The organism is Nonomuraea africana (assembly GCF_014873535.1).
In the GTDB taxonomy this organism is placed as follows: Bacteria; Actinomycetota; Actinomycetes; order Streptosporangiales; family Streptosporangiaceae; genus Nonomuraea; species Nonomuraea africana.
This window is the reverse complement of sequence record NZ_JADBEF010000001.1, coordinates 1,279,155-1,303,513: the sequence shown is the minus strand read 5'-3', so window position 1 is coordinate 1,303,513 and position 24,359 is coordinate 1,279,155. Positions and strand designations below refer to the sequence as shown.

At 71.4% G+C, this 24,359-nt stretch carries 19 protein-coding genes; 9 read left to right on the top strand and 10 right to left on the bottom strand.

The features are described from left to right. The first annotated feature begins 27 nt into the window (after positions 1-27). Both H4W81_RS05950 and H4W81_RS05945 read left to right on the top strand, forming a co-directional pair. Positions 28-1,053 (top strand): calcium-binding protein, encoded by a 1,026-nt coding sequence (locus H4W81_RS05950; protein WP_192773844.1) that lies wholly within the window; start codon positions 28-30, stop codon positions 1,051-1,053. A 196-nt stretch (positions 1,054-1,249) separates the two neighbouring features. Then, a complete protein-coding gene (locus H4W81_RS05945) occupies positions 1,250-3,550 on the top strand; it encodes a PQQ-dependent sugar dehydrogenase (RefSeq protein ID WP_192773843.1) in 2,301 nt (766 codons plus the stop codon). A 59-nt stretch (positions 3,551-3,609) separates the two neighbouring features. Here the strand turns inward: H4W81_RS05945 and H4W81_RS05940 are convergent, their stop codons facing one another. Continuing rightward, on the bottom strand, positions 3,610-5,322 hold the full coding sequence (locus H4W81_RS05940; protein WP_192773842.1) for a M4 family metallopeptidase: 1,713 nt from the start codon (positions 5,320-5,322) through the stop codon (positions 3,610-3,612). A 123-nt stretch (positions 5,323-5,445) separates the two neighbouring features. On the opposite strand from H4W81_RS05940, the gene H4W81_RS05935 reads away from it, so the two are divergent. After that, positions 5,446-6,675, top strand: coding sequence for an MFS transporter (locus H4W81_RS05935; protein WP_318781545.1), 1,230 nt, complete (start codon positions 5,446-5,448; stop codon positions 6,673-6,675). Here H4W81_RS05935 and H4W81_RS05930 read toward each other — a convergent pair. The 9 genes from H4W81_RS05930 to H4W81_RS05890 form a co-directional block, all read right to left on the bottom strand. Next, the gene (locus H4W81_RS05930) at positions 6,665-7,042 is read right to left on the bottom strand and encodes a hypothetical protein (protein ID WP_192773841.1); all 378 of its coding nucleotides are present in this window, start codon (positions 7,040-7,042) and stop codon (positions 6,665-6,667) included. The genes H4W81_RS05935 and H4W81_RS05930 overlap by 11 nt on opposite strands. A 35-nt stretch (positions 7,043-7,077) precedes the next feature. Beyond that, positions 7,078-8,091 carry a leucine-rich repeat domain-containing protein gene (locus H4W81_RS05925; protein WP_192773840.1) on the bottom strand — a complete coding sequence of 338 codons (1,014 nt, stop codon included), beginning with the start codon at positions 8,089-8,091 and terminating at the stop codon, positions 7,078-7,080. Next, positions 8,088-10,442, bottom strand: a complete 2,355-nt coding sequence (cutA, locus tag H4W81_RS05920) for an aerobic carbon-monoxide dehydrogenase large subunit (RefSeq protein ID WP_192773839.1) — start codon at positions 10,440-10,442, stop codon at positions 8,088-8,090. The genes H4W81_RS05925 and cutA overlap by 4 nt, the downstream gene beginning before the upstream one ends. Further along, complete coding sequence (locus H4W81_RS05915; protein WP_192773838.1) at positions 10,439-10,921, bottom strand: (2Fe-2S)-binding protein; 483 nt, start codon at positions 10,919-10,921, stop codon at positions 10,439-10,441. Before H4W81_RS05915 ends, cutA begins: the two co-directional genes overlap by 4 nt. Beyond that, positions 10,911-11,774, bottom strand: coding sequence for an FAD binding domain-containing protein (locus H4W81_RS05910; RefSeq protein ID WP_192773837.1), 864 nt, complete (start codon positions 11,772-11,774; stop codon positions 10,911-10,913). The genes H4W81_RS05915 and H4W81_RS05910 overlap by 11 nt, the downstream gene beginning before the upstream one ends. Then, complete coding sequence (locus H4W81_RS05905) at positions 11,771-13,123, bottom strand: uracil-xanthine permease family protein (protein WP_192773836.1); 1,353 nt, start codon at positions 13,121-13,123, stop codon at positions 11,771-11,773. The genes H4W81_RS05910 and H4W81_RS05905 overlap by 4 nt, the downstream gene beginning before the upstream one ends. Before the next feature lie 252 nt (positions 13,124-13,375). Continuing rightward, positions 13,376-14,686, bottom strand: a complete 1,311-nt coding sequence (locus tag H4W81_RS05900) for a uracil-xanthine permease family protein (RefSeq protein ID WP_192773835.1) — start codon at positions 14,684-14,686, stop codon at positions 13,376-13,378. 81 nt (positions 14,687-14,767) lie between these two features. Continuing rightward, positions 14,768-14,977 (bottom strand): RNA-binding S4 domain-containing protein, encoded by a 210-nt coding sequence (locus tag H4W81_RS05895; RefSeq protein WP_192773834.1) that lies wholly within the window; start codon positions 14,975-14,977, stop codon positions 14,768-14,770. Between the two features lie 10 nt (positions 14,978-14,987). Further along, on the bottom strand, positions 14,988-16,568 hold the full coding sequence (locus H4W81_RS05890) for a PucR family transcriptional regulator (RefSeq protein WP_192773833.1): 1,581 nt from the start codon (positions 16,566-16,568) through the stop codon (positions 14,988-14,990). Between the two features lie 132 nt (positions 16,569-16,700). Here H4W81_RS05890 and tnpA point away from each other — a divergent pair, with 132 nt between their 5' ends. The 6 genes from tnpA to H4W81_RS05860 all read left to right on the top strand — a co-directional run bounded on the left by tnpA (position 16,701) and on the right by H4W81_RS05860 (position 24,340). Then, positions 16,701-17,123 carry an IS200/IS605 family transposase gene (gene tnpA, locus H4W81_RS05885; RefSeq protein WP_192773832.1) on the top strand — a complete coding sequence of 141 codons (423 nt, stop codon included), beginning with the start codon at positions 16,701-16,703 and terminating at the stop codon, positions 17,121-17,123. Beyond that, positions 17,116-18,300 (top strand): RNA-guided endonuclease InsQ/TnpB family protein, encoded by a 1,185-nt coding sequence (locus tag H4W81_RS05880; RefSeq protein WP_192773831.1) that lies wholly within the window; start codon positions 17,116-17,118, stop codon positions 18,298-18,300. The genes tnpA and H4W81_RS05880 overlap by 8 nt, the downstream gene beginning before the upstream one ends. A gap of 146 nt (positions 18,301-18,446) precedes the next feature. Beyond that, positions 18,447-19,310 carry an oxamate carbamoyltransferase subunit AllH family protein gene (locus H4W81_RS05875; protein WP_192773830.1) on the top strand — a complete coding sequence of 288 codons (864 nt, stop codon included), beginning with the start codon at positions 18,447-18,449 and terminating at the stop codon, positions 19,308-19,310. Next, on the top strand, positions 19,307-20,653 hold the full coding sequence (locus H4W81_RS05870; protein WP_192773829.1) for an FdrA family protein: 1,347 nt from the start codon (positions 19,307-19,309) through the stop codon (positions 20,651-20,653). Before H4W81_RS05875 ends, H4W81_RS05870 begins: the two co-directional genes overlap by 4 nt. Continuing rightward, positions 20,650-22,029, top strand: coding sequence for a YlbE family protein (locus H4W81_RS05865; RefSeq protein WP_192773828.1), 1,380 nt, complete (start codon positions 20,650-20,652; stop codon positions 22,027-22,029). Before H4W81_RS05870 ends, H4W81_RS05865 begins: the two co-directional genes overlap by 4 nt. A 148-nt stretch (positions 22,030-22,177) precedes the next feature. Next, entirely contained in the window at positions 22,178-24,340 is a 2,163-nt protein-coding gene (locus H4W81_RS05860; RefSeq protein ID WP_192773827.1) for a serine/threonine-protein kinase, read from the top strand. Positions 24,341-24,359: the final 19 nt, after the last annotated feature.

The window sequence follows — 24,359 nt, the reverse complement described above, 5'->3', positions numbered from 1 at the left end:
CCGCCGGTCACTACCGGGAGGAACCGGATGTCCGCCCTTCGCCTTCACGTCCTCGTCCTCGCGACGGCGTTATGCGTCGCCTCCCTCGCCCCTCCTGCGACCGCCCAGGTCACGACCCCCGCCACGACACCGGTCACCGCCGAGTCGTGCGTCTTCGGCCCTCCGGTCGTCACGGCGGTCGACGCGGGCCCGAACTGGGCGCCCGTCACCCCGTCCAGGTGGCACTTCCCCGGTGACGAGGTGATCCTCGCCCAGGCGGGCGTCGCCCGTCCGGGACCTCGCCGCCCGTTCGAGTACGCCGTGCTCACCACCGGACCGGCGTTCGGCTCCGTCCAGATCGACGCCGAGGTGCGACTCGACACCCCCACCACGGTCAGCAACCGCGATGTGATCATCGTGTTCGGCTACCGGTCGGACACGGAGTTCTACTACGTCCACCTGTCGCAGGACAACACCATCTACCCGCACAACGGCATCTTCGTGGTCAACAACGCCGACCGCCTGCGCATCGACCACCAGTGGAACGGCCAGGTGGGCGCTTCCCCCGCCGTGACCGACGCGGAGTGGCACCGGGTCCGCGTGCGCCACTGCGCCGACACGGGCCAGATCTCCGTCTACGTCGACGGCGCCACCGAGCCGCTGATGACGGCCACGGACCGGACCTTCGACTCCGGCCGGGTGGGCTTCGGCTCCTTCGACAACATCGGCAGGATGCGGGGCATGGCCGTCTCGGGCGTGCCCCTCTGCGCGGGCCGTCCCGCCACCGTCGTCGGTACGGCCGGCCGCGACCTGCTCACCGGCACCGACGGTGCCGACGTCGTCGCGGCGCTGGGCGGCGACGATCTCGTCCGCGCGCTGGACGGCGACGACGTCGTGTGCGGCGGCGACGGGGACGACGTCGTCCTCGCCGGCGACGGGGCCGACGAGGTCCACGGCGAGGCGGGACGCGACGTGCTCAACGGCCAGCGCGGCGACGACCTGCTGTCCGGCGGCCCCGGCCATGACGTCCTCGTGGGCGGCCCGGGCCACGACACCCTGCGCGACGAGTCCTGAGCCCCGCCCGGGCGCTCTGGACCGCACCCGCCCGGCGACACCCGAACCCGGCAACACCCGCACCTTGCAACGCCGAGCTCCAGAACAACCGAGCTCCGACAACACCTGGCCCAGCGACACCAAGTGCAGCAACACCAAGTGCAGCAACACCGTGTGCAGCCAAGCCCCTCGCCCCCGACCCGTGGTGGTGGTCAGAATGCCGAAGGTCCTGCGATGCCTGGTCGCGGCGCTCCTGGTGGCCGCGCTGTCGGCACCCCCAGCGGCCGCCCAGCCCGACACCCCCGTAGCCGACCCGATACCCGAGAAGCCGATCACCCCCGGTCTGACGCTCACGCTGGAGGAGTTCGCCGCCTTCCCGAAGACCGACACCGTGCCCCCTCCCGTCGACCCCCGCCTGGTCCGCTGGGCCCGCGTCAACTACCTGGGCCAACTGCCCGACGGCCGCGTGTACGTGCCCGACCTCAACGGCAAGCTGTACTTCCTCAAGGACGGGGTTCCGCACGTCTACCTCGACGTCGGCGCCGCCTTCGCCCCCGACTTCATCTCGGGCCGCGGCCTGGGCAGCGGCTTCGGGTTCGTCACCTTCCATCCCGAGTTCGCGAAGAACGGCAAGTTCTACACCGTCCACACCGAGGCGGGGGCCGCCCTCACCACCAAGACCCCCGACTTCCCGCCCCAGCCGAACCACGTCGTCCAGGGCGTCATCGACGAGTGGACCGCGACCGACCCGAAGGCCGACACCTTCCAGGGCACCCGCAGGGAGGTCCTCAGGCTGGGCTTCGGCAGCAACATCCACGGCATCCAGCAGATCGACTTCAACCCCACCGCCAAGCCCGGCGACGAGGACTACGGCCTGCTCTACATCGCCGCGGGCGACGGCGGCAGGGGCGTGACCACGGACATGCCGCAGGACCTGGGCGGCCCGTACGGCAAGCTGCTTCGCATCGACCCCACGGACACGAGCGCCGGCACGTACGGCATCCCCGCGACGAACCCGTTCGTGAACAGGGAAGGCGCGCTGAAGGAGATCTACGCGGTCGGCATGCGGGACCCGCATCGCTTCAGCTGGGACCCCCAGGCGGGCAACCGGATGTTCCTCGGCCACATCGGCGAGCACGCCATCGAGGCCGTCTACGAGGTGCGCGCTGGCGACAACTTCGGCTGGAGCGTGCGCGAGGGCGCGTTCGTCTTCAAGAAGGAGGACCGCTGCAACCTCTACACCCTGCCGGAGGGCGACGAGCAGTTCGGCTTCACCTACCCCGTCGCCGCCTATGACCACGACCCGCCACCCGGGCACTCCTGCACGGCCGACAGCGGTCACGCGATCGTCGGCGGCATGGTCTACCGGGGCGAGCGGCTGCCCGCGCTGAAGGGCAAGTACGTCTTCGGCGACATCGTGGACGGCCGGGTCTTCTTCACCGAGGCGGCCCAGATGCGCAGGACCAGGAAGGAGCGCGCGCCGATCTTCCAGTTCCAGCTGCGCGACGCCTCGGGCAAGCGGGTGACGATGGCGCAGCTGGCCGGTCACAACCGTGTCGACCTGCGCTTCGGCGTCGACGGCCAGGGCGAGCTCTACGCGCTGTCCAAGGCGAACGGGAAGATCTGGAAGATCACCGGAGCGCGGTGGGAGAAGCCCGACGTGCTGCCGACGCTGCAGAACGACCTGGTCGCGGCCTACGACTTCGACCACCCCGTGATCGGCGACCCGGCCAAGGAGGCCGACCAGGGCTACTCGGGCACCGCGATCAGCCTGGTCAACGGCGGCGATCGGATGCGGGTCGAGGATGGCGCGCACCCCGGCAGCACCCGGTCGATGCAGGCCCAGCAGGTCGAACCGGCGACGGCGGGCAACGACGACTGGAAGGCGGGGATCTACGCTGAGGCGGGCGTGCCGAGGCTGCGGCCGTTCAACGCGGTCAAGGGCGTCACCATCATGGGCTGGTTCAAGATGACCGGCCAGAACCCGAGCCCGAACTCCAACAGCGCCAACCCGGACGACCGCTATGGCGCGATCGGCCTCGCGGGGGTGCTGAGCGGCAACTCCCAGGGCCATGACGTGCGGGCGCTGCTCGAGCTCATCACCGTCAACGGGGAGATGCGCGTCGTGGCGCTGGGCCGCAGGGTCGACGGCGGCAGTTCCCAGACCTTCGCGGCCGACGAGCCGTGGGAGAGCGTCCTGCCGATGAACACGTGGGTGTTCCTGGCCGCGACGTTCGACTACGACACGGGCGCGATGGCCCTGTACAAGAACGGCCGCGCGCTGCCGGGTTCGTACACGCTGACCGGTGACCCGTGGGGCGTCGAGGGCGAGCCCGAGCCCGACCTCGCCTCGGCGACCGACCCCAGGGGCATCAAGATCGGCGGCAGCTATCCGCAGAACACCCGCGAGAACAACCCGTGCAACTGCCGGATGGACAGCCTGATGTTCCTCGACAGGGTCGTCTCCCCGCTGGAGATCTGGGGCCAGTACAAGCTGGCCACCATGCGGACCCGCTGACCCCGCTGACCATGGGGAGTCGTCCCGGGAGGGCGCGCCCTCCCGGGACGACTCGGCGGCTACTCGATGCCGACGGCCTCGTAGGCCGAGCCGATCGCGGCCAACACCGGGTCGAGCTGCTTCGGGCTGCCGGCGAGGTAGACCTTGGCCACGTCCCGCAGCGCGACGGGCACGTCGGTGAAGACCGCGAGCCTGTTCAGCCGCACCATCGCCAGGTAGAGCAGGACGATCCAGTCCCTGGCGTCCAGGACCGGTGTCCCCTGCTGCGTGGTGGCGGTGAACAGCAGGTGCGCCGCCTTGTTCGGGATGCCGCTGTTGATGTGCACGCCGCCGTTGTCGGCGGTGGTGTGCACGAAGTCGCGCATGTGCGCGGGCTGGCCGAAGGCCGCGGGGTCGCTCAGCGAGCGCAGCCCGGCGCCGGTGGGCCGCCAGCCCTTGCCCAGCTCCCAGTTCCAGCCCGTGACGTCCTCCGGCGTCTCCGCGCCGTACCAGTTGCTGATCGTGATGCCGAGGATGTCGGCGAAGGACTCGTTCAGCGCGCCCGACTGGTCGCGGTAGACCAGCCCGCTGGAGGTGTCGATGACGCCGTGCGTGAGCTCGTGCCCGATCACGTCGAGGAAGCGCGCGGTGCTCACCAGCACGCCCGCGGGGTTGCGCATCTGGCCGTACCACATGCGGTTGTCGAACCAGGCGGCGTTCTTCCACTCCGGCCCAGGGCCGTGGGGGCTGAAGATGCAGTTGATGACGGAGGTCAGCGCCATGCCCTGGTCGTCGACGCTGTCACGGCTGAGCACGCCGCGGTAGAAGTCGAACACCTTGGTGGCGTTCGCGTGGGCCGAAACGGCGGCCTTGAACTTCTCGCCGAGGTCGGGATCGCCGGCCTGCACCGGGTCGGTCAGCTGCGGGTTCTCCGCCAGGTCGCCGAGGGCGAGGTCGTAGGTGACGATGTTCCTGAGCCTGTCGCGCAGCGCGAACCCCGAGGCCAGCTTGTCGCCCCAGATCCGGTCGGCCAGCACGCCGTTCTCGTCGAAGCCGCGCAGCTTCGTCGGCACGTCCACGGTCGGGGTGACCCCGAAGTAGAACAGGATCGCGCCGTCCTGCGCGTCCACGAGGTAGTCGACGCGGGGGTACAGCTCGCGGGGCGAGGGGTCCTCCATGCCGTGCCCCGTGTGGCCGGGCTCCGGCCTCGCCTCGGGCAGGACGGCGGCCAGCCCGTGCAGGTGCCAGGCCAGGTGCCAGGAGCCCGCGTCGTCGAGGTAGTAGGTGAGGGCGGGCGGCGCGCTCCCCACGCCCTCGATCGCGACGCCGGTCGCCGCGGCGACTGCGGCCACGGCGGCGGGCGGGTCGAGCGCAGGAGTGTCGGGCGCGCCGCTGACCTCGGTCAGCCGCGCGTCCATGGCCACGAGCTCGCGCGACTGGTCGAGCTCGACGAGCACGTCGGTGCCGAAGACGGGGATCTGCGCATGGGTCTGGTCGAAGCGGACCAGGGTGGTGCCCGAGGCGGGAGTCTGGCGGGCGGAGCGAAGCGTGAGGTCGGGCACCCTGGCGGGCGACTCGGTGGCGAGCGCGGCCCTGAACCCGGGCGCCTCGGGCTCCTCGGCGAGCTTGTGGTCGAGGTAGAACCTGGCGGCGGCCTCGTTGGAGGTGAACCGCGGCGCGACGGACTCCAGCCCTGGCGCGATGCCGGTGAACGCCCCCGGTGATCTCGGCCTGCCTCCCGCGTCTGGGTCGTCGGCGATGTGGTAGCGCATGCGGTCGAAGTGTCGACTCATGGCGCGCCCCCCTACTGGTTGTCGGCTTGTGGCGTCATCGTGAACCGCTCCTCCGGCTTTGTCATGAGTAGGGCATGACTAATCGGGATTGATTCCGCATAGATCGCCCGGCAGCATGCGCAGGTGAGCCTTTTCCGGCAACGCGCCTTCATGCTCCTGTTCGGCGCCGACACGATCAGCCAGGTCGGCACGCAGGTGAGCTTGGTGGCCCTCCCCCTGGTCGCGGTAGTGGCGCTGCGCGCGTCAGCGTTCGAGATGGGGCTGCTGGTGGCGGCCGAGACGGTGGCGTTCCTGCTCATCGGGCTGCCCGCCGGCGTGTGGGTGGACCGGCTGCGCCGCCGCAGGATCCTGATCACCGCGGACCTGGCGCGGGCGGTCCTGCTGCTGTCGGTGCCGGTGGCCTGGTGGCTGGGCGTCCTGTCGATGCCGCAGCTCTACGCGGTCGGCCTGGGCGCCGGCGTCGCCACCGTCTTCTTCGACGTGGCCTACCAGAGCTACCTGCCGTCGCTGGTCGAGCGGGACCAGATCATGGACGGCAACGCCAAACTGGAGATCGTCCGCTCGGGCGCCCAGGTGGCGGGCCCCGGCGTGGCCGGGTGGCTGGTCCAGCTCGTCACCGCGCCCGTCGCGATCCTGGTCGACGCGATCAGCTTCGCGCTGTCGGGTGCGTTGCTGGCCGGCATCAGGTCCGACAGGGACCCGCCGAGCGCCCAGGAGCGGCGCGGGCTGGTCAAGGAGATCGGCGAGGGCCTGCGCTTCGTGCTCGGGCATCCGATCCTGCGCATGATCGCCGCCTGTACGGCGAGCGCCAACTTCGCCAACTCCATGAACAACGCGCTCGCCGTCCTGTTCCTGGTCAACGTCGTCGGGGTGACGCCCGGCGTGATGGGCCTGCTGTTCGCGGCCGCGGGCGTGGGAGGACTGGTCGGCGCGGCGCTGGTCGGGCCGTTCGCCAGGTGGGTGGGCTCGGCGCGGGCGATCTGGCTGTCGAACCTGCTGACCACGCCGTTCCTGCTGCTGGTGCCGTTCACCGAGGACGGCCGGCGGCTGGGGCTCTACGCGTTCGCCTGGTTCATGGTGGGCATCGGCATCGTGGTCTACAACGTCTCGCAGCTCAGCTTCCGCCAGGCGATCACGCCCGGCCACCTGCTGGGCAGGATGAACGCGACGATGCGCTTCCTCGTCTGGGGCGTGCTGCCGCTGGGCGCGCTGACCGGCGGCCTGCTCGGCGAGCACCTCGGGATCGTGCCCGCCATCTGGATCGCCTGCGCGCTGGGGCCGCTGTCGGTGCTCCCGCTGCTGCTGTCGCCGCTGCGGGCCATGCGCGACCTGCCCGAGCCGGTCAGCCCTTGACCCGGTGGTCCTTCAGGTGGAGGTCACCGCCGAGCCTGCGCTGCACCCGCTCCAGCACCGCCCTGCTCGACAGGGCCGTCCACAGCGGTCCCACGAGGTGCGGGTTGTACTCGGGCGCGGTGTCCATCCACGCGTCCTTGCCCTGCTGGGTGGTGAACGTCGTGAGGAAGAACTCACCGTCGGCCGTCTCGCAGTGGCCCTGCCTGAGCTCGCTGGCGTCGATCTGGATGTGCGGGGTGCACCCGGCCTTCGCGGCCAGCTGCTCGACTGTCATCGGCGCGACGGCGGCGCCGTAGGAGCCGCCGCCGTCGCCCGGCGAGCAGGCCACGACCATGAGCGCGAAAACCGCTATGCGGAGATATGTCATCACGCCCGGAGGTACGCGCGCCCGCCTGGCAGGGTTCAGCGCAGGACTACGCAGCCTCTCGATTCGAGGGCGCGCAGCTCGGGTGGGTCACCGTCGAGCTTGTTCCAGCGCAGGTCCAGCTTCTCCAGCGCGGTCAGCGCGAGCAGGGCGCCCGGCAGCTCCCTCAGCCGGTTGTCGCGCAGGTCGAGGTGGACCAGCCGGGTCAGCCCGCCGATCGTCTCGGGCAGCCGCGCCAGGTGGTTGTTTCGCAGGTCGAGCACGCGCAGCGAGGCGGGCAGCGGTGGCAGCGCGGTCAGGTGGTTGCCCTGCAGGTGCAGCTCGCGCAGCTCGCCGAGCCGCCCGATCGAGGGCGGCAGCGTGGTGAGCCTGTTGTTGTACAGGCGCAGCTCCTTCAGCGCCGCCATGTCGCCGATGGACGAGGGGAGCTCGGTGAGCCGGTTGTCGGTCAGGTTGAGGTAGGCGAGCCCGCTCAGCCTCCCGATCGACGCGGGCACGTGGGTGAAGCCGTTGTCGCTGAGGTACAGGTAGTCGGTCAGGCCGAGCTCGCCGATCTCGGCGGGGATAACCTTGATCGCGTTGTGCCCGAGGTCGAGCATCCGCAGCCGGGCCAGCCCGCCGATCGCGCCGGGCACGTGGGTGAGGCGGTTCTCGGCCAGGTTGAGCGATTCGAGCCCGGCCAGCCGCCACACCTCGTCGGGCACCTCTTCCAGGCCGTTGCCGCCGGCCGCCAGGTGCCGCAGCGGGCCCAGGCGCGCGGGCAGGCGCTCCAGCGCGTTGCCGTACACGAACAGGCTCTCCAGGGACGGCGGGCACGGCGGCAGCGACGTCAGCCGGTTGCCGTCGGCGTGCAGCGCCCGCAGTGAGGAGGGCAGCGGCGGCAGGCACGTGAGCAGGTTGCCGTCGAGGCGCAGCTCCTCCAGCGCGGACAGCTCGCCGATCCGGGCGGGCAGCTCGGTGAGCCGGTTCCACGCCAGGTCGATCAGGCGGACGCCGTCGGCGACGGCGGGCAGGGCGGTCAGGCCCGCCCCGGGGGCACGCAGCTCGGTCATCTGCCAGATCGTAGATGGAACAGCTCGGAGGGGGAGATCGGCATCCTGTCGATGGGCAGGCCCTCGGCGTCCTCGACCGCGCTGGCGATCACCGCGGCGACCGGGATCACCCCCGCCTCGCCCGCCCCCTTGATGCCCAGGGGGTTCAGCGGGGAGGGCGTCTCCAGGTGGCCGGTCTCGATGTGCGGGATCTCGGTGGCGTAGGGCATGAGGAAGTCCATGAACGAGGCGTTCAGCAGCTGCCCGTGGGAGTCGTAGACCATCCGCTCGTACAGCGCGCCGCCCACGCCCTGCGCCACCCCGCCGTGGATCTGTCCCTCGACGATCATCGGGTTGATCAGCCTGCCGCAGTCGTGGACGACGGCGTAGCGCAGGATGCGGATCTCGGCGGTGTCGGGATCGGTCTCCACGATCGCGGCGTGCATGCCGGCGGCGAAGGTGGAGCGCAGCGGCGAGTAGTAGTCGCGCCCCTCGAGGCCGGGCTCCTCCCCCTCGGCGACGGGCGGCCGGTCGAAGGAGGCGCCGCCCGCGAACTGCCCCGCGCGGGCGGTCTCGGCGTCGAAGGAGTAGCGCAGCGGATTGGACAGCACCGCGACCGTGGACAGCGGGATCGAGGCGCCCGGCGCGCCGACGACGTGCACGAGGCCGTCGGTGATCTCCAGGTCGGCGGGGTCGGCCTCCAGCGCCTCGGCGGCGATGCGCAGCGCCTTCTCCCGCACCTTCCTGCAGGCCAGGGCGATGGCGTTGCCGCTGACGACGGCCGCCCTCGAGGCGAACGTGCCCACGGCGTAGCCGAACCTGCGGGTGTCGCCGGTGACGACGGAGATCCGCTCGATCGGCACGCCCAGCTCGGTGGCCGCGATCTGCGCGAACACCGTCTCGTGGCCCTGGCCCTGCGAGGTGAGGCCCGTGGACACGTGCACCCGCCCGTCCGAGGTGATCTGCACGTGTCCGCCCTCGTAGGGCCCCACTCCTGTGCCCTCGACGTAGCAGCCGATGCCGATGCCCAGGCCCTTTCTGGGCACGAAGGAGTCCCAGCCGATCAGCTCCTTCAGCTTGGCCAGCATCGCCGGGTAGTCGCCGCTGTCGTAGATGAGGGGACGCCCGTCCTGGAAGATCATGCCCTGGTCGTAGGGGAACTCCGAGGGCTGGATGAAGTTGGCCGCCCTGACCTCGGTGCGGTCCCTGCCGAGGTAGGCCGCGATCTTGTCCATCGTCCGCTCCATGCAGAACACGCCCTGCGGGCGCCCCGCCCCCCTGTACGGCGTGACCTGCACGGTGTTGGTGTAGATCGAGGAGAACTCGACCCGGTACGAGCCGATCTTGTAGGGCCCGAGCAGCTGCGTCGAGGTGACGATCGGCACGATGATCCCGTACGGCATGTACGCGCCGTGGTCGTGCAGGATCGTCACCTCCAGCCCGAGCACGTGACCGGCGTCGTCGAAGCCGACCCGGACGAACTGCACCTGGCCCCGCTCGTGCGCGGAGGAGATGAAGTGCTCGCGCCGGTCCTCGGTCCATTTCAGCTCGCGGTTCAGCAGCATGGCCGCCCACGGCACCAGGATCTCCTCCGGCCACGGGTGCACGATCTTCACCCCGAACCCGCCGCCGACGTCGGGCGCGATCACCTCGACGTTCGGCAGCGGCAGGCCGAGCTTGGCCGCGACCGCCATCCTGACGCTGGTGGAGGTCTGGGTGGAGGAGTGGACGCGCAGGTCGGTGCCGTCCCACCGGGCGTGCACGCCGCGCCCCTCCAGCGGCGTGCACGCGCTGCGCTCGATGTCGAGCCTGAAGGCGAGCGTGTGCGGGGCGGTCTCGATGACCTCGCGGGCGCTCTGCCCCGACCTGGAGGGCACCTCCTGCACGAGGTGCGCGCCGACGTTGCCCGGCACATCCTCGTGGACCAGTGCGGCGCTGTGGACCGCCTCCTCGATGCCGACGACCGGCTTGAGCAGCTCGTAGTCGACGCGGATCAGCGCGCAGGCGTCCTCGGCGAGGTAGCGGTCCTGCGCGACCACCATGACGACGGGCTCGCCGACGTGCCTGACGACCTCCCTGGCCAGTGGGTAGGCGGTGCGGCCGTGGGTGAGCGCGGGGTGCGGGATGAGCAGCGGCAGCGGCTCGGCGACGCGGCCCGGCAGATCCTCCCAGGTGTAGACGGCGACCAGGCCCTCCACGTCGAGGGCGCCGGAGACGTCGATGTCGAGGATGCGGGCGTGGGCGTGCGGGGAGCGGACGAAGGCGACGGCCAGCGCGTCGCGGCCCAGGTCGTCGAGGTAGCGGCCCTGCCCGGTGAGCAGGCGGGGATCCTCCTTGCGCGCCACGCGCTCGCCGAACAGCCGCGTCGTCATCGGCCCTCCTCCTCGGCCATCAGCTCGGCGGCCCGGTGGACCGACTTGACGATGTTCTGGTAGCCGGTGCACCTGCACAGGTTGCCCGAGATGCCCTCCAGGACCTCCTCGTCGGTCGGCGCCGGGTTCTCCCTCAGCAGCGCCGTCGCCGTGCACAGGAAGCCCGGGGTGCAGAAGCCGCACTGCAGCCCGTGGCACTCGGCGAAGGCGCGCTGGACGGGCGACATGCCCTCGGGGCCCGCCAGACCCTCGACGGTGGTGATCTCCCGCCCGTCCACGGTCACCGCGAACGTCAGGCAGGAGCGCACAGGCTCGCCGTCCAGCAGCACGGTGCAGCAGCCGCAGACGCCGTGCTCGCAGCCCACGTGCGTGCCGGTCAGCCCGAGGTCGTGGCGCAGGCAGTCCGACAGCAGCCGCCGCGCGGGCACGCCGACCCGCCGCGTGACGCCGTTGACCACCAGCGTGATGTCATGCCGCATTTCTCGCCGCCTCCGTCAGTGCCCGCACGGCCAGTACCCCGACCAGGTGCCTGCGGTACTCGGCGGTCGCGTGGATGTCCGCCTCGGGTTCCGTCCGATCCTGTACGGCCCGCGACACCGCCGCCCAGTCGACGGTCGAGGCGGGACGCCGCTCGCACCACTCGCTCACGTCGGCGGTCATCGGGACCGGCCCGACGCCGACGCACGCCACCCTCGCCGCGCGCACCCGCAGGTCGTCGTCGACCGTCACCACGGCCGCCACCCCCGCCAGCGCGAAGTCGCCGTGTCTCCTGGCCACCTCGACGAACGCGCTGCCCGTCCGCTCGGGCGGGTTCGGGAAGTAGGCGGAGACGGCGAGCTCGCCCGGTTCGAGCGCCGACTCCAGCGGCCCGGTGAAGAACTCCGCCGCGGGCACGTCGCGGACGCCGCCCGCGCGGGCCAGCCGTACCGACCCGCCCAGCAACGCCAGCACGGCCGGCAGCTCGGCGGCGGGGTCGGCGTGCACCAGGCTGCCGACCACGGTGCCGCGGTTGCGGATCACCGGATGCGCCACCAGCCTGAGCGCCTGGCGCAGCAGCGGCTGGGCCGCGGCGACCTCCGCCGAGCGCTCCACCTGCGAGTGGCGGGACAGCGCGCCGACGCGCACGCCGTCGGGTGTGACCTCGAAGGGCTCGAGCGCGGCGATCCTGTTGATGTCGACCAGCCGCTCGGGGGCGGCCAGGCGCATGTTGAGCAGCGGGATCAGGCTCTGGCCGCCGGCCAGCACCTTGGCGTGCTCGCCCGCCTCGGCGAGCACCTCGAGGGCCTCGCCGAGGTCGCGGGGGGCGTGGTAGTCGAACGGAGCGGGTTTCAACCGGTGCGCTCCCTCACATGGGTTCGGCCCGCGATGGCGCGGAGCAGGTGGTACCCGGCCACCACCACGATCGTGCCGAGCGCGATGCCGTCCAGGGTGAAGTCGCTGCTGATCACGTGCTTGACCGGTCCGATCGCCATGATGATGCCCGCGCCGATCGGGACCATGTTGACCGGGTCGGAGAAGTCGACCCTGTTCTCGATCCAGATCTTCGCGCCGAGAAGACCGATCATCCCGTAGAGGATCACCGTGACGCCGCCCAACACACCGCCGGGGGTGGCCGCGACCAGGACGCCGAACTTCGGGCACAGGCCGAACAGGATCGCAATGACGCCCGCGATGTAGTAGGCGGCGGTGGAGTAGACGCGGGTGGCGGCCATGACGCCGATGTTCTCGGCGTAGGTGGTGGTGGGCGAGCCACCGACCGCGCTGGTGATCATGGTGCCGATGCCGTCGGCGGCGACCGCGCGGCCCATGTACGGGTCGACGTCGGTCCGCGTCATCTCGCCGACCGCCTTGACGTGGCCGATGTTCTCGGCGATCAGCGCGATCACCGCGGGCAGCACCAGCAGCACGGCCGAGGTCTGGAAGTCGGGGAAGTGCATGGGCGGCAGGCCGACCCACGGCGCCTCCGCCACCGCGCCGAGGTTGACCCGCGGGTGGGTGTCGACCTTGCTGGTGGCGGCGTTGAAGGCGGTGATGTCGCCGAAGATCCGGTCGGCCCCCCAGGAGAGCACGAACCCGGCGACCAGCCCGATGAGGATGCCGATCCTGCCGATGAAGCCCTTGAACGCCACGATCACCACGAACGTGATCACCATGGTGATCAGCGCCATCCACTGGTCCTGCGGCCAGTAGACGTCGGCCACCACGAAGGCGAGGCCGAACCCGATCAGCATGACCACGGCGCCGGTCACCACCGGCGGGAAGATCTTGTGGATGATCTGCACGCCCAGCACGTGGATCGCCAGCCCGGCCAGGGCGAGCACGAACCCGGCGACCAGGATCGCCCCGGTGACGATCGCGTCCACGCCGCCCGTGTCGCCACCGAACGCCGCCCTGATCGCCAGCACGCCACCGACGAAGGAGGCGCTGGTGCCGAGGTAGCTGGGCACCTTTCCCTTGACGATCAGCAGGAAGAGGATGGTCGCGACACCGGACATCATGATCGCGGTGTTCGGATCGAGCCCCATGACCAGCGGGAACACGAACGTCGCGCCGAACATCGCGATCACGTGCTGCGCGCCGAATCCCACCATGCGGGGCCAGGAGAGCCGCTCGTCAGGCCTGACGACCTCTCCGGGGGCCAGATGCTTGCCGTCTCCGTGTTTCGTCCAACCCAGAACCATGAGACCGCCTCCGCTCTGTCGCTTCGGTGGCTCCCCCGCAGGCCATTGCGGGCACAGTATGTTGGCTCGCGCGGTCGTTCACCGGCATGATCTGCCAGATTTCGCCACCTGGTACGGCGCTTCTTCTCCCATCTTTTCCGCCGTCCCCTCGTGAGAACACCCCACCCCCGACATAACGCCCACCGTCACCCCACCCGCACGCGAAGGTGACGGAGGTGGTGACAGCGGGCGTTCTGCCACGGAAGAAGGCGGTCAGCTCCGATGGAGAGCGCGCAACCCGTGGTACCCCGCCAGCAGCACGATCGTCCCCAGCGCGATCCCGCTCAGCGCGAACGTCCCCGTCATGGGAAAGGCCACCGGCCCGATCGCGCAGATGATCCCCGCCCCCACCGGCACCAGGTTCACCGGGTCGTTCAGATCGACCTTGTTCTCGATCCAGATCTTCGCCCCGAGCAGCCCGATCATCCCGTAGAGGATCGTCGTCACCCCGCCCAGCACGCCACCGGGCGTCGCCGCCACCAGCGCGCCGAACTTCGGGCACAGCCCGAACAGGATCGCGATCACCGCCGCAACGTAGTACGCGGCCGTGGAGTAGACGCGCGTCGCCGCCATGACGCCGATGTTCTCCGCGTAGGTGGTCGTCGCGGGCCCGCCCACCGCCGTCGACACCACGGTGCCCACGCCGTCGGCCATGACCGCCCGCCCCATGGAGGCGTCGACGTCCGCGCCCGTCATCTCGCCGACCGCCTTGACGTGCCCGACGTTCTCGGCGATCAGCGCGATCACCACCGGCAGGACCAGCACGATCGCCGACACCTCGAAGACCGGCCCGTGCAGGGTGGGTAGGCCGATCCAGTCGGCCTGGGCGACCGCGTCGAAGTTCACCCTGAAGTGCTCGGTGACCTTCCCGTCGCCGCCGGGCGCGGTGATCGTCCCGCCGATCCTGTCCCACAGCCACGACAGCACGAACCCGAAGACCAGCCCGAGCAGCACGCCGATCCGGCCGAGGAAGCCGCGGAGGACGCCGATGAAGACGAAGGTCGCCACCATCGTGATGAGCGCCACCCACGGATCCTGCGGCCAGTAGACGTCGGCCGCCACGTAGGCCATGCCGAACCCGATCAGCATGACGACCCCGCCCGTGACGATCGGCGGGAAGACCCGGTGCAGGATCCGCACGCCCAGCAGGTGGATCGCCAGGCCCGCCAGGGCGAGCACGACTCCGACCGCGAGCAGCGCGCCCGTGACGGTGCCGTCGCCGCCACCTGCCGCCCTGATCGCCACGACGGCGCCGACGAACGAGGCGCTCGACCCGACGTAGCTGGGGACCCTGCCCTTGACGATCAGCAGGAAGATGATCGTCGCGACGCCGGACATCATTACCGCGAGGTTCGCGTCCAGCCCCATCACCAGGGGGAAGACGAACGTCGCGCCGAACATCGCGATCACGTGCTGGGCGCCGAAGCCCACCATGCGCGGCCACGACAACCGCTCGTCGGGCTTGACCACCTCGCCCGGCGCGAGCCCCCTGCCGTCGCCGTGCACCTTCCAACCCAGCGCCATCACACCACTTCCCAACCCGGGGTTATGTCTCCTCTTGGAGGTCGGAGAGAACCTTAGAGGTCGGGAGGACCCGCCCGGTCGTCAGGTCACGTGGATGGTGAAGCCCTCGCCGCTCACCACGGCGCCAGATCTGATCTTGCAGGTCTTGCGGAGCTCGACCTCGCCGTCCACCAGCACCATGCCCTCGGCGATCAGGTGCTTGGCCATCCCGCCCGTCTCGGTGACGCCGCAGTACTTCAGCAGGTCGCACAGCGGGATGAAGTCAGAGTTGAGTTCGAAGTCGAGGTCCACGGACCACAGCCTAGATGCCGCGCATGCGCAGCACGTGCAGGGCCAGGGTCAGGTTGAGCCGCAGGTGGGGATCCTCGGTGAAGTTGCCGAGCAGCCGCTCCAGCTTCCCGATCCGGTAGCGCAGCGTGTTGTAGTGGAAGTGCAGCCTGCGCGCCGTCTCGGCGACGTTGAGGTTGGTCTCCAGCAGCACCTGCAGCGTCCTGCGCAGGTCGGCGTTCTCGTTGTCGTCGTCCGAGGCGAGCGGTCCCAGCGTCTCGCGGACGAAGGCGTGCAGCTCGGCGGTGTCGTTGACCAGCGACAGCAGCCGGTAGACGCCGAGCTGGTCGAAGTGCGCGACGGCGCCGGGCCCGTGCAGCTGGCGGCCGACGCGCGCCGCCTTCAGCGCCTGACTGTAGGCCTCGGGCAGCGTCTCGGCGCCAGGGCAGGTACGGCTGGTCCCCGTGGAGAAGGTGCCGGAGGTGATGGCGTCGGCGAAGGCGGCGGCGGCGTCGCGGGCCAGCTTCGCGGTGTCGGCCGCGGCGTCGACGACGGCGACCACCTCGTGGGAGAAGCCGGCGACCGCGCCCCGCTGGTCGTGGCGGCGCACGGCGGCCGTCCACGAGGTGACGAGCCGGTCCTGGGCGGTCCGCTCGTCGCCCTCGGGGTCGAGCTCGGCCACCAGGACGGTGACCGGCCGCTCCAGGTCCCAGCCGAACGCCCTCGACCTGTTGGCGACGCGCTCGCCCGAGCCCGCCCTGCCGGTCAGCACGTCGCGCAGGAAGTCGGCGCGATACTTGCTCTCGACCGCGTTGACCGCGTCCTGCCTGGTGATGACCAGGGCGGCGACGGTGGCCGCGCGTTCGAGGATGCCGATGTCGCTGTCGCGAATCACCCCTGTGGGGCTGTACGCGACGATCCTGCCGTGGTGGTGGCCGCCGGCCACGACCGGCACGGAGGCGAGGTCGCCCGTGCGGCCTGCCGTACCCGCCAGCCTGCGCAGGGCGGTGACGTGCTCGGGCGGGCCCGCGGCGGCCAGCGTCCTGCCCGCCCCGTCGAGGGCGGCCACGGCCACGTCGAGCAGGCCCGACACCTCGGCGGTGACCTCGTCGAGGCCGCCACCGGCCAGCACCACCTGCACCAGCGCGCGGTGCGCCTCCTCCGCGCGCACCAGCACGGCGGCCTGCCTGTTGAGGATGTCGGTGAGCACCTGGTTGAGGATGTCGTCGAAGCCGACGTTGTTCGGCAGCAGGATCAGCGGGAAGCCGAGCCGGTCGGCCTGGGCGACCATCTCGTCCGGCAGCTCGTCGACGTAGCGGCCGAGTTTGATCGCGAGGGCGGCCAGGCCGCGCTCGTCGAGGTCGGCGACCAGGCGGTCGAGCGACTGCGGGGTGTTGCGCAGCGGGTAGCCGGTGGTGAGCAGCAGCTCGTGCGGCTTGACCCAGGCGAGGATGTCGGGCACCTCCATCACGTTGAGGCGCTGGACGATCCGGTCGAGACCGGACTGCCCCGCGATCAGCCGCGCCTCGGCGAGCGTGGAGACGCCGAGCACCTCGCCCACGGAGACGCCGTGGATGATCGTGCCGGTGCTGGCCAGGCGGACGGGGGGCTCCATCAAGGCCTCGGCAGGGGACCATCGACTTCAGGCGACGCGGGAATGCCGTCCCTGACTGGTTTTCTCTCTGGTTTCGCCACAGGTTTCCTTACTCCGGTACGTTAGATATGCGGTGCTGTTATAATTGATCGTATGACTCGTCAGGTGCGCACCTCCCCCGGCGCGGCATACGACCTCGGGTACCACGTCGTGTGGTGCCCGAAGTACCGCCGCCCGGTCCTTGACGGGCGGGTGAAGACCCGCCTGGAGGAGCTGATCCGCGCCAAAGCCGACGAGCACGGCTGGCAGATCGCGGCACTTGAGGTGATGCCCGACCACGTGCGCCTGTTCGTCAAGCCGCACCCGAAGAACTCGCCGTCGTACGTGGCCAACCAGTTCAAGGGCTTCACCTCCCACCACCTGCGCGCCGAGTTTCCGCACCTGCGCTCCCAGCTGCCCACGCTGTGGTCGCGGTCCTATTTCGTGGCCACGGTCGGCGCGGTCTCCGCTCAGAGCGTGCAGCGCTACATCGAGACGCAGTACGAGCGCGCCCCCAAGGGCGGCGGCCGTGCGTAGGTCCTACAAGTTCCTGTTGCGCCCCACAGCCAGACAGGCCGCCGCACTGGCCGCCTGCCTGGAGGACCACCGCCAGCTCTACAACGCGGCGTTGGAGCACCGCCGCGCCGCCTACCGCAAGGCGGGCGTGACCGTCCGCTACGGCGACCAGTCGGCCGAGCTCAAGCACATCCGCGCTGACGACGCCGACGGTCAGGGACGGTGGTCGTTCTCCTCCCAGCAGGCCACCCTGCGCCGCCTGGACAAAGCGTTCAAGGCGTTCTTCGCCCGCGTCAAGACCGGGCGCAAGCCGGGCTTTCCCCGCTTCAAGGGACGCGGCTGGTTCGACACGGTCGAGCGGCCCAAGGACGGCGACGGCTGCCGGTGGGACTCCCAGCCCGAGCACCCCTCGGCGACGTTCGTCCGCCTGCAGGGCATCGGGCACGTACGGGTCCACCAGCACCGGCCGGTCAAAGGCCGGGTGAAGACGATCGGCGTGAAACGGGAAGGCAACTGCTGGTACGTCGTGCTGTCGTGTGACGACGTGCCCGCCGAGATGCTTCCCGCGACCGGCGCGGTGGCCGGTATCGATCTGGGCATCGCCTCGCTCGTGACCACCAGCGACGGCGAGCACCTTGCCAACCCCCGCCGCCTGGAAGCCTCCGCCGACCGTCTCGCGGCGGCTCAGCGAGACCTCGCCCGTACCAAGCGCGGGTCCAGGCGCCGCCGCAAGGCAGTGGCGCGGGTCGCCGCGCTGCGGGCCAAGGTCCGCCGTCAACGCCTGGACGGCGCACACAAGGCCGCGCTCACGCTGGTGCGCGGCTACGACGTGATCGTGCATGAGGACCTGCGGATCGTGAACATGACCCGGTCGGCGTCCGGCACCCTGCAGGCGCCGGGCCGAATGGTCGCCCAGAAGTCCGGCCTGAACCGGTCGATCTTGGATGCGGGTTGGGGGGTGTTCCTGACGGTCCTCGCGCACAAGGCCGAAAGCGCCGGTCGAGAGCTGATCGCAGTGGATCCCCGCAATACCTCCCGCACATGCGCCCGATGCGGGCACTGCGCGAAGGAAAACCGCGTCACCCAAGCCGAGTTCGTCTGTACGGCGTGCGGGCATACCGCGCACGCCGACGTGAACGCGGCGGTCATCATCCTCAGGGCAGGGCTTGCCCTTCGCGACGCCGCGGAAGCGGCTTAGCGAGAAGCCGCTCCCTTCAGGGAGCGGAGGAGTCACGAGGCGATTGTGACCGATGAAGGCGTGTGTCAGGAAGAGCCAACCTTTTGACCGACTGTTGGCACATTTCTCCGTACGGAGGGGTGAGGGCCCGCTCTACCGTCGGGACCATGACGCTCGGCACGCAGAGAAGGGTCCACCCGCTGACCCACCTCACCGGGGCCGCGAGCTCGGCCGTACGCCCGGTGCTGGAGTCGGCCAGGGCGCCCGCCAGGGTGCTGGCGGCCGTGTCCGTGGGCGTGTACCTCGAGGTGCGGACCGAGCTGGAGCCCTCGGTGATCGCGGTGATCACCGGGGAGGCGACCAGGCTGCCCAACTCGGTGCTGCTCGCGGGCGAGCTGCCGCGCGTCAGCATGGGCGACGAGGCCGCCGTGGGCAACGGAGTGATCGAGATCGGCCGCTACCGGGTGAAGGCCCGCCGCTGGTGGGATCCGGCGCCGGCGCTGCCCCCCGTCGATCTCGTACGGCTGGCGCAGGCGGCGCCCGCCCTGTCGCCGCGCACCGGCAGGCGGCCGGGCCTCGAGGGCAACGCCGCGATCGATCAGCTGGCCGCCGGCTGCGCGGCCGGTTCGCTGCTGCGGGCCGTGACCGCCGCCGAGCAGCTGGTGGGCCTCGGCCCCGGGCTCACGCCCAGCGGCGACGACGTGCTGGCGGGACTGCTGGTCGCGCTGCGGCACCTGGGCGGCGCGGCGCGGGTCGAGCGCGCGGTGTGGCTGGCCGACTGGCTGGCCGCCGCCGTCACCTTCGACGCCGGCACCCGTACCACCCCGATCTCGGCGACGCTCCTGCACTGCGCGGCCAGGGGCGAGGCCAGCCCCGAGGTGAGCGGGGTGCTGCGCGGCATCACCGGACAGCAGGCGCTCGAGCCCGCGCTGAGACGGCTGCTCCGCCTCGGTCACACCTCGGGCGCCGACCTGGCCCAGGGGCTGCGGATCGGCCTCGACGCCGTGCTCGCGCTGGGAGCCAGGCCATGAACTCGCTGGTGAAGGTGGTGCGGGGCGTCTACCACGACTCCGTGAGCCTGATGCGGGTCAGCCAGTCGCTCTCGGCGCTGCCGGGGGTGGAGGTGGCGGTCGTCGCCATGGCCACCCCGCTCAACCTGGACCTCGCCAGAGACCTGGGCTTCGAGCTGCCGCCCGCCGAGCCTGCCGAGTTGCTGGTGGCGTTGCGGGCCGAGGACGTGGCGGCCGCCGAGAACGAGCTCGACCGCCTGCTGGGCGAGCTGTCCAGCCGTTCGGCCACGGAGGTCGCGGGCTTCCCGCCGCGCACGACGCGCTCGGCCGCCAGGCTCGGCGAGGGCGACCTGGTGCTGGTCTCGGTGCCCGGCGAGCACGCCTTCGGCGAGGCGCTCGACGCCGTCGAGGCGGGACTGCCGGTGATGATCTTCAGCGACAACGTACCCGTGGAGCAGGAGGTGCTGCTCAAGCGGCTGGCCGAGGAGCGCGGCGGCCTGGTCATGGGGCCCGACTGCGGCACCGCGGTCATCGGCGGGGTGGGGCTCGGCTTCGCCAACGTGCTGCGCCCTGGACCCGTCGGCATGGTGGCGGCCTCCGGCACAGGGGCCCAGCAGGTGACCTCGCTGCTCGACCTGGCCGGGGTCGGCGTCAGCCACGTGCTCGGGGTCGGCAGCAGGGACCTGTCGGAGCAGGTGGGCGGGCTGTCGGCGATACGGGCGCTGCGCCGCCTCGACGAGGATCCGGGTACCGAGCTGATCGTGCTGATCTCCAAGCCGCCGGCGCCCGACGTGGCGCGGGCGGTGCGCGAGGTGGTGGAGAAGCTGCGCACCCCCGTCGTGTCGGCGCTGCTCGGCGCCTCTGGCGGCGACCTGACCTCGGCCACGGCGGAGGTCCTCGAACGGCTGGGCCGTCCGGTGCCGGAGTGGCCCTCGTGGCCCAGGCCGGTCGCGAAGGGGTCGGTCAGGGGTCTCTACTCGGGCGGCACGCTGTGCGCCGAGGCCGCGCTCATCACGCCGGGCGGCTTCGTCGACTACGGCGACGACGTCTTCACCAGGGGCAGGGCGCACCCGATGATCGATCCGACGCTCAGGCTGGAGGCGCTGGCCAAGCTGGGGCCCGGCGAGGTCGCGCTGATGGACGTGGTGCTCGGGCACGGCGCCGATCCCGATCCCGCGCTCCGCCTGGTCCCGGCGATCGAGGCGGCCTCGCGCAGGGACGTCCAGGTCGTCGTCGCGCTGGTCGGCACCGAGGGCGACCCGCAGGGGCTGCACCGGCAGGCCCAGGCGCTCCACGAGGCGGGCGCGGCGGTCTTCACCTCCAACGCCCAGGCCGCCCGTCACGCCGCAGGGAGCGCACGGTGACCCTTCTGCCCAGCGATCCGCACGTCATCACCGTCGGCGCCGACCTGCTCGGCGAGGCCCTCGACGCGCAGGCCGTACCGAGGATCGCGGTCGACTGGCGGCCGCCGCTGCCCGGCACCGCGCCCGCGCTGGCGCGGGTGCTGGCCGACCCGCGCAGGAGCGCGGCCAACGAGCTGGCCGTGGGCCGCCTGCTGTCGGCCAGGCCGCTGCTGGTGGACGTACGGCCGGCCGCCGACGCGCTCGGTCTCGAAAGGGGCACCTTCCTGCACGCGGGGCCGCCGATCACCTGGGAGCGGGCCTCCGGCCCGATGCGCGGCGCGCTCATCGGCGCGATGCTGCTGGAGGAGATGGCCGCCACGGAGGAGGAGGCGCAGCGCCTGCTGGCCGGGGGTGAGGTGCGGCTCGACCCCTGCCACCACCACCGGGCGGTCGGCCCGATGGCGGGCGTGGTCAGCCCGTCCATGTGGGTGTTCGAGGTGCGCGACGCCGAGCACGGCGGCACCGCCTACTGCTCGCTCAACGAGGGACTGGGCAAGGTGCTGCGCTACGGCGCCTACGGCCGGGAGGTGCTCGACCGGCTGCGCTGGATGGGCGCGGTGCTCGGTCCTGCGCTGCGCGCCGCGCTGCGCGTCACCGGGCCGATCGACCTGCGCGCGCTGATCGCCCAGGCCCTGCAGATGGGCGACGAGCTGCACAACCGCAACAGGGCCGCCACCTCGCTGTTCCTGCGCGAGCTGGCCCCCGCCCTGGTGGAGGCCGCCCCAGCGCACGCGGCGGAGGTGCTGCGCTTCGCCAGCGGCAACGACCACTTCTTCCTCAACCCCGCCATGGCGGCGGCCAAGGTCAGCACCGACGCCGCCCGCGGCGTGCCCGGCTCCTCGCTGGTCGTGGCCATGGCCCGCAACGGCACCGACTTCGGGGTGCAGGTGTCGGGCCTGGGCGAGCGCTGGTTCACCGGGCCCGCGGGCGTCCCCGACGGCCTCTACCTCGGCGCGTACGGCCCCGCCGACGCCAACCCCGACATCGGCGACTCCACCATCACCGAGACCTCGGGCCTCGGCGGCTTCGCCATGGCCGCCGCGCCCGCGATCGTCAGGTTCGTCGGCGGCGAGGTCGGCGACGCGGTCACCGCCACCCGCTCGATGTACGAGATCACGCTCGCCGAGCACCCCGCGTACCAGATTCCCGGGCTCGGCTTCCGTGGCACGCCCGTCGGGATCGACGTGGCCCTCGTCGCGCGGACGGGCCTGCTGCCCGTGGTGAACACCGGCATCGCGGGCAGGGTCGCCGGAACGGGCCAGGTGGGCGCGGGACTGGTGAGCCCGCCCGCCGAGGCGTTCATTGCCGCGCTTAACGCGCTCGCATTCGATAAGTGATCTCTTTGCCAGTTTCCGCGTTACCCCAGATCGACCCGCGAATTGCCGTCCGTTGACTTATGTTGATCATCCTTCGACTTCCGTTTACTAATCCCATGCCTATATCGTGTCGAACCTCGCAATTTGCGTTGGGAATAGGGGGCGGGAGATGTCGGACCGCTTGCTCGGCAAGGTCCCCGCCGAGGGGCCTGGCGCGCCGGGGGGCGTGGAGAGTCAGGGTCGTCTGATCGGCCGCAGGTACAAGCTGCTGTCCCCGGTGGGCAGGGGCGGCATGGGCATGGTCTGGCATGCCCACGACGTGTTGCTCGACCGGCCCGTGGCGGTGAAGGAGCTGATCCTTCCCTACGGGCTCGACCACGCCGGCACGCAGGTGGCGCACCGGCGCATGATGCGCGAGGCCCGCTCGGCCGCGCGCCTCGGGCATCCGGGGATCGTGACCGTCCACGACGTGGTCGAGGAGGACGGCAGGCCGTGGATCGTGATGGAGCTCGTCCGCGCCTGGTCGCTGGAGCAGGCCGTACGGCAGAGCGGCCCGCTGCCCGTCATCCAGGCGGCCGAGATCGGCGTCCGGGTCCTCGACGCGCTCAGGCACGCCCACGCGGCGGGCATCCTGCACCGTGACGTGAAGCCCGGCAACGTCCTGCTGACCGCCGACAGGGTGGTGCTCACCGACTTCGGCATCGCGGCCATCGAGGGCGACGTCACGATCACCCAGACCGGGCTGCTGATGGGCTCGCCCGCCTACATCCCGCCGGAGCGGCTGTCCGGACAGCCGATCACCCAGGCGGCCGACCTGTGGTCGTTCGGTGCGACGCTCTACGCGGCCGTCGAGGGACGGCCGCCGTACGAGGGGCCCGACGCGATAGCGGTCCTCGGCGCGGTGCTGACGCAGGAGCCGATCAAGCCACAGCGGGCGGGGGCCCTGCTGCCGGTCATCGAGGGACTGCTGCGCAAGAACCCGGCCGAGCGGATGAACGCCGGTCAGGTGGCCGAGCTGATGGAGCGGGTGTTGCGCAGTCACGGTTCCACGTCGGCGCGGTCGGCGGGGCCGATCCCGACGCCCGCCGACTCCACGCCGATGCACCTGTTGCCGCCGCTCGATCCGCCGTCGGGGCCGCTGCCCTCGCGGATCGTGGAGACGCCCTCGGGTCCCGTGCGGGTGCCGTACGACCCGCTGAACAGCCCTTCGGGTGGGCACGCGATGCCGTACGAGGGGGTGGAGAGCCCGTCGGGCGCGCACCGCACCGACCTGTTGCCCGCGCCTGGGGGGGACGCGTTCGGCAGCTCCTCCGGCGGGTTCCCCACGGGCCCTCCGCAGAGCGCCTCGGGCGAGCCGACCGGCCCCGCGGGGGCGCAGCGTTACGACGCCCTGCGCAGCCCCTCCGACCCTCGCGGGCACCGGATCCCGAGTGGCTACGACGCGCTCCGCTCGCCGTCGGGGGCGCACGGCGCGGTCCCGCCGGTGACCTCTGGACCGCCGTCCTTGGAGGGCGCCGCCTTCCCCGCGCACGGGAGCACGGGCAACGCCATGACGCCCGGACCACAACCGCAGCCGATCCTTCCGCTGACCGACAGTGCGCGCACCGGCCCTTCCGCCCTGGCTTCGCGGCCGCCGGCTTCCGGCGAGGCGATCCGCGCCACCCACGACAGGGAGGACCGCGCGGCCAGGGGCCGCAGGCGAACCGGTGGCGACGGCGGCTGGATCAACGACGGCCGCCCGACCCCGCGCCTGGTCGTCACCGCGGTCGCGGCCGTGGGCGTGCTGACGGCCGCGATCCTGATCGCCACCTCGGGCGGCCCTTCGACCGGGCCTGACGTGGCCGCCTCGACCGCCGCCTCCACGGCGCCCGTCCCGGTGCCGCTGGCCGCGGTCACGGTGCCCGAGGGGTTCAAGGAGCACGCCCCCGAGGGCTTCACCGCGGCGGTGCCCTCCGCGTGGAAGCTGACCTCCTCCGGGGACAAGGCCGTCTTCGACGGGCCGAAGGACTCCGGCCTGAAGATCACCGTGGAGCCCGCTACCCCGCAGAACGATGGCGGGCTGGCCGAGCTCACCGGGCGGGAGGCCGAGGGCGGCGTCGACGGCTACATCAGGGTGCAGCTGCAGGAGGTGAAGTACCAGGGCTGGAAGGCGGCCGACTGGGAGTACCAGTACACCGAGTCCAACGGCGTGCCCATGCAGGCGCTGACCCGCCACGTCACGCCGCCCGGCCAGGACGCCTTCACGATCACCTTCATCGCGCCCCAGCTCCAGTGGGACGACCAGGCCAAGACCCGCGAGGTGTTCCTGAGCACGTTCCGCCCGGCTTCGTAGCGTTCTCCGGAGTGAGGTA

Excerpts from the sequence above, each read along its gene's own strand:
- H4W81_RS05950 (WP_192773844.1), top strand. The coding sequence starts at position 28 with ATGTCCGCCCTTCGCCTTCACGTCCTCGTCCTCGCGACGGCGTTATGC.
- H4W81_RS05945 (WP_192773843.1), top strand. The coding sequence starts at position 1,250 with ATGCCGAAGGTCCTGCGATGCCTGGTCGCGGCGCTCCTGGTGGCCGCG.
- H4W81_RS05940 (WP_192773842.1), bottom strand. The coding sequence starts at position 5,322 with ATGAGTCGACACTTCGACCGCATGCGCTACCACATCGCCGACGACCCA.
- H4W81_RS05930 (WP_192773841.1), bottom strand. The coding sequence starts at position 7,042 with ATGACATATCTCCGCATAGCGGTTTTCGCGCTCATGGTCGTGGCCTGC.
- H4W81_RS05925 (WP_192773840.1), bottom strand. The coding sequence starts at position 8,091 with ATGACCGAGCTGCGTGCCCCCGGGGCGGGCCTGACCGCCCTGCCCGCC.
- cutA (WP_192773839.1), bottom strand. The coding sequence starts at position 10,442 with ATGACGACGCGGCTGTTCGGCGAGCGCGTGGCGCGCAAGGAGGATCCC.
- H4W81_RS05915 (WP_192773838.1), bottom strand. The coding sequence starts at position 10,921 with ATGCGGCATGACATCACGCTGGTGGTCAACGGCGTCACGCGGCGGGTC.
- H4W81_RS05905 (WP_192773836.1), bottom strand. The coding sequence starts at position 13,123 with ATGGTTCTGGGTTGGACGAAACACGGAGACGGCAAGCATCTGGCCCCC.
- H4W81_RS05900 (WP_192773835.1), bottom strand. The coding sequence starts at position 14,686 with ATGGCGCTGGGTTGGAAGGTGCACGGCGACGGCAGGGGGCTCGCGCCG.
- H4W81_RS05890 (WP_192773833.1), bottom strand. The coding sequence starts at position 16,568 with ATGGAGCCCCCCGTCCGCCTGGCCAGCACCGGCACGATCATCCACGGC.
- tnpA (WP_192773832.1), top strand. The coding sequence starts at position 16,701 with ATGACTCGTCAGGTGCGCACCTCCCCCGGCGCGGCATACGACCTCGGG.
- H4W81_RS05875 (WP_192773830.1), top strand. The coding sequence starts at position 18,447 with ATGACGCTCGGCACGCAGAGAAGGGTCCACCCGCTGACCCACCTCACC.
- H4W81_RS05870 (WP_192773829.1), top strand. The coding sequence starts at position 19,307 with ATGAACTCGCTGGTGAAGGTGGTGCGGGGCGTCTACCACGACTCCGTG.
- H4W81_RS05860 (WP_192773827.1), top strand. The coding sequence starts at position 22,178 with ATGTCGGACCGCTTGCTCGGCAAGGTCCCCGCCGAGGGGCCTGGCGCG.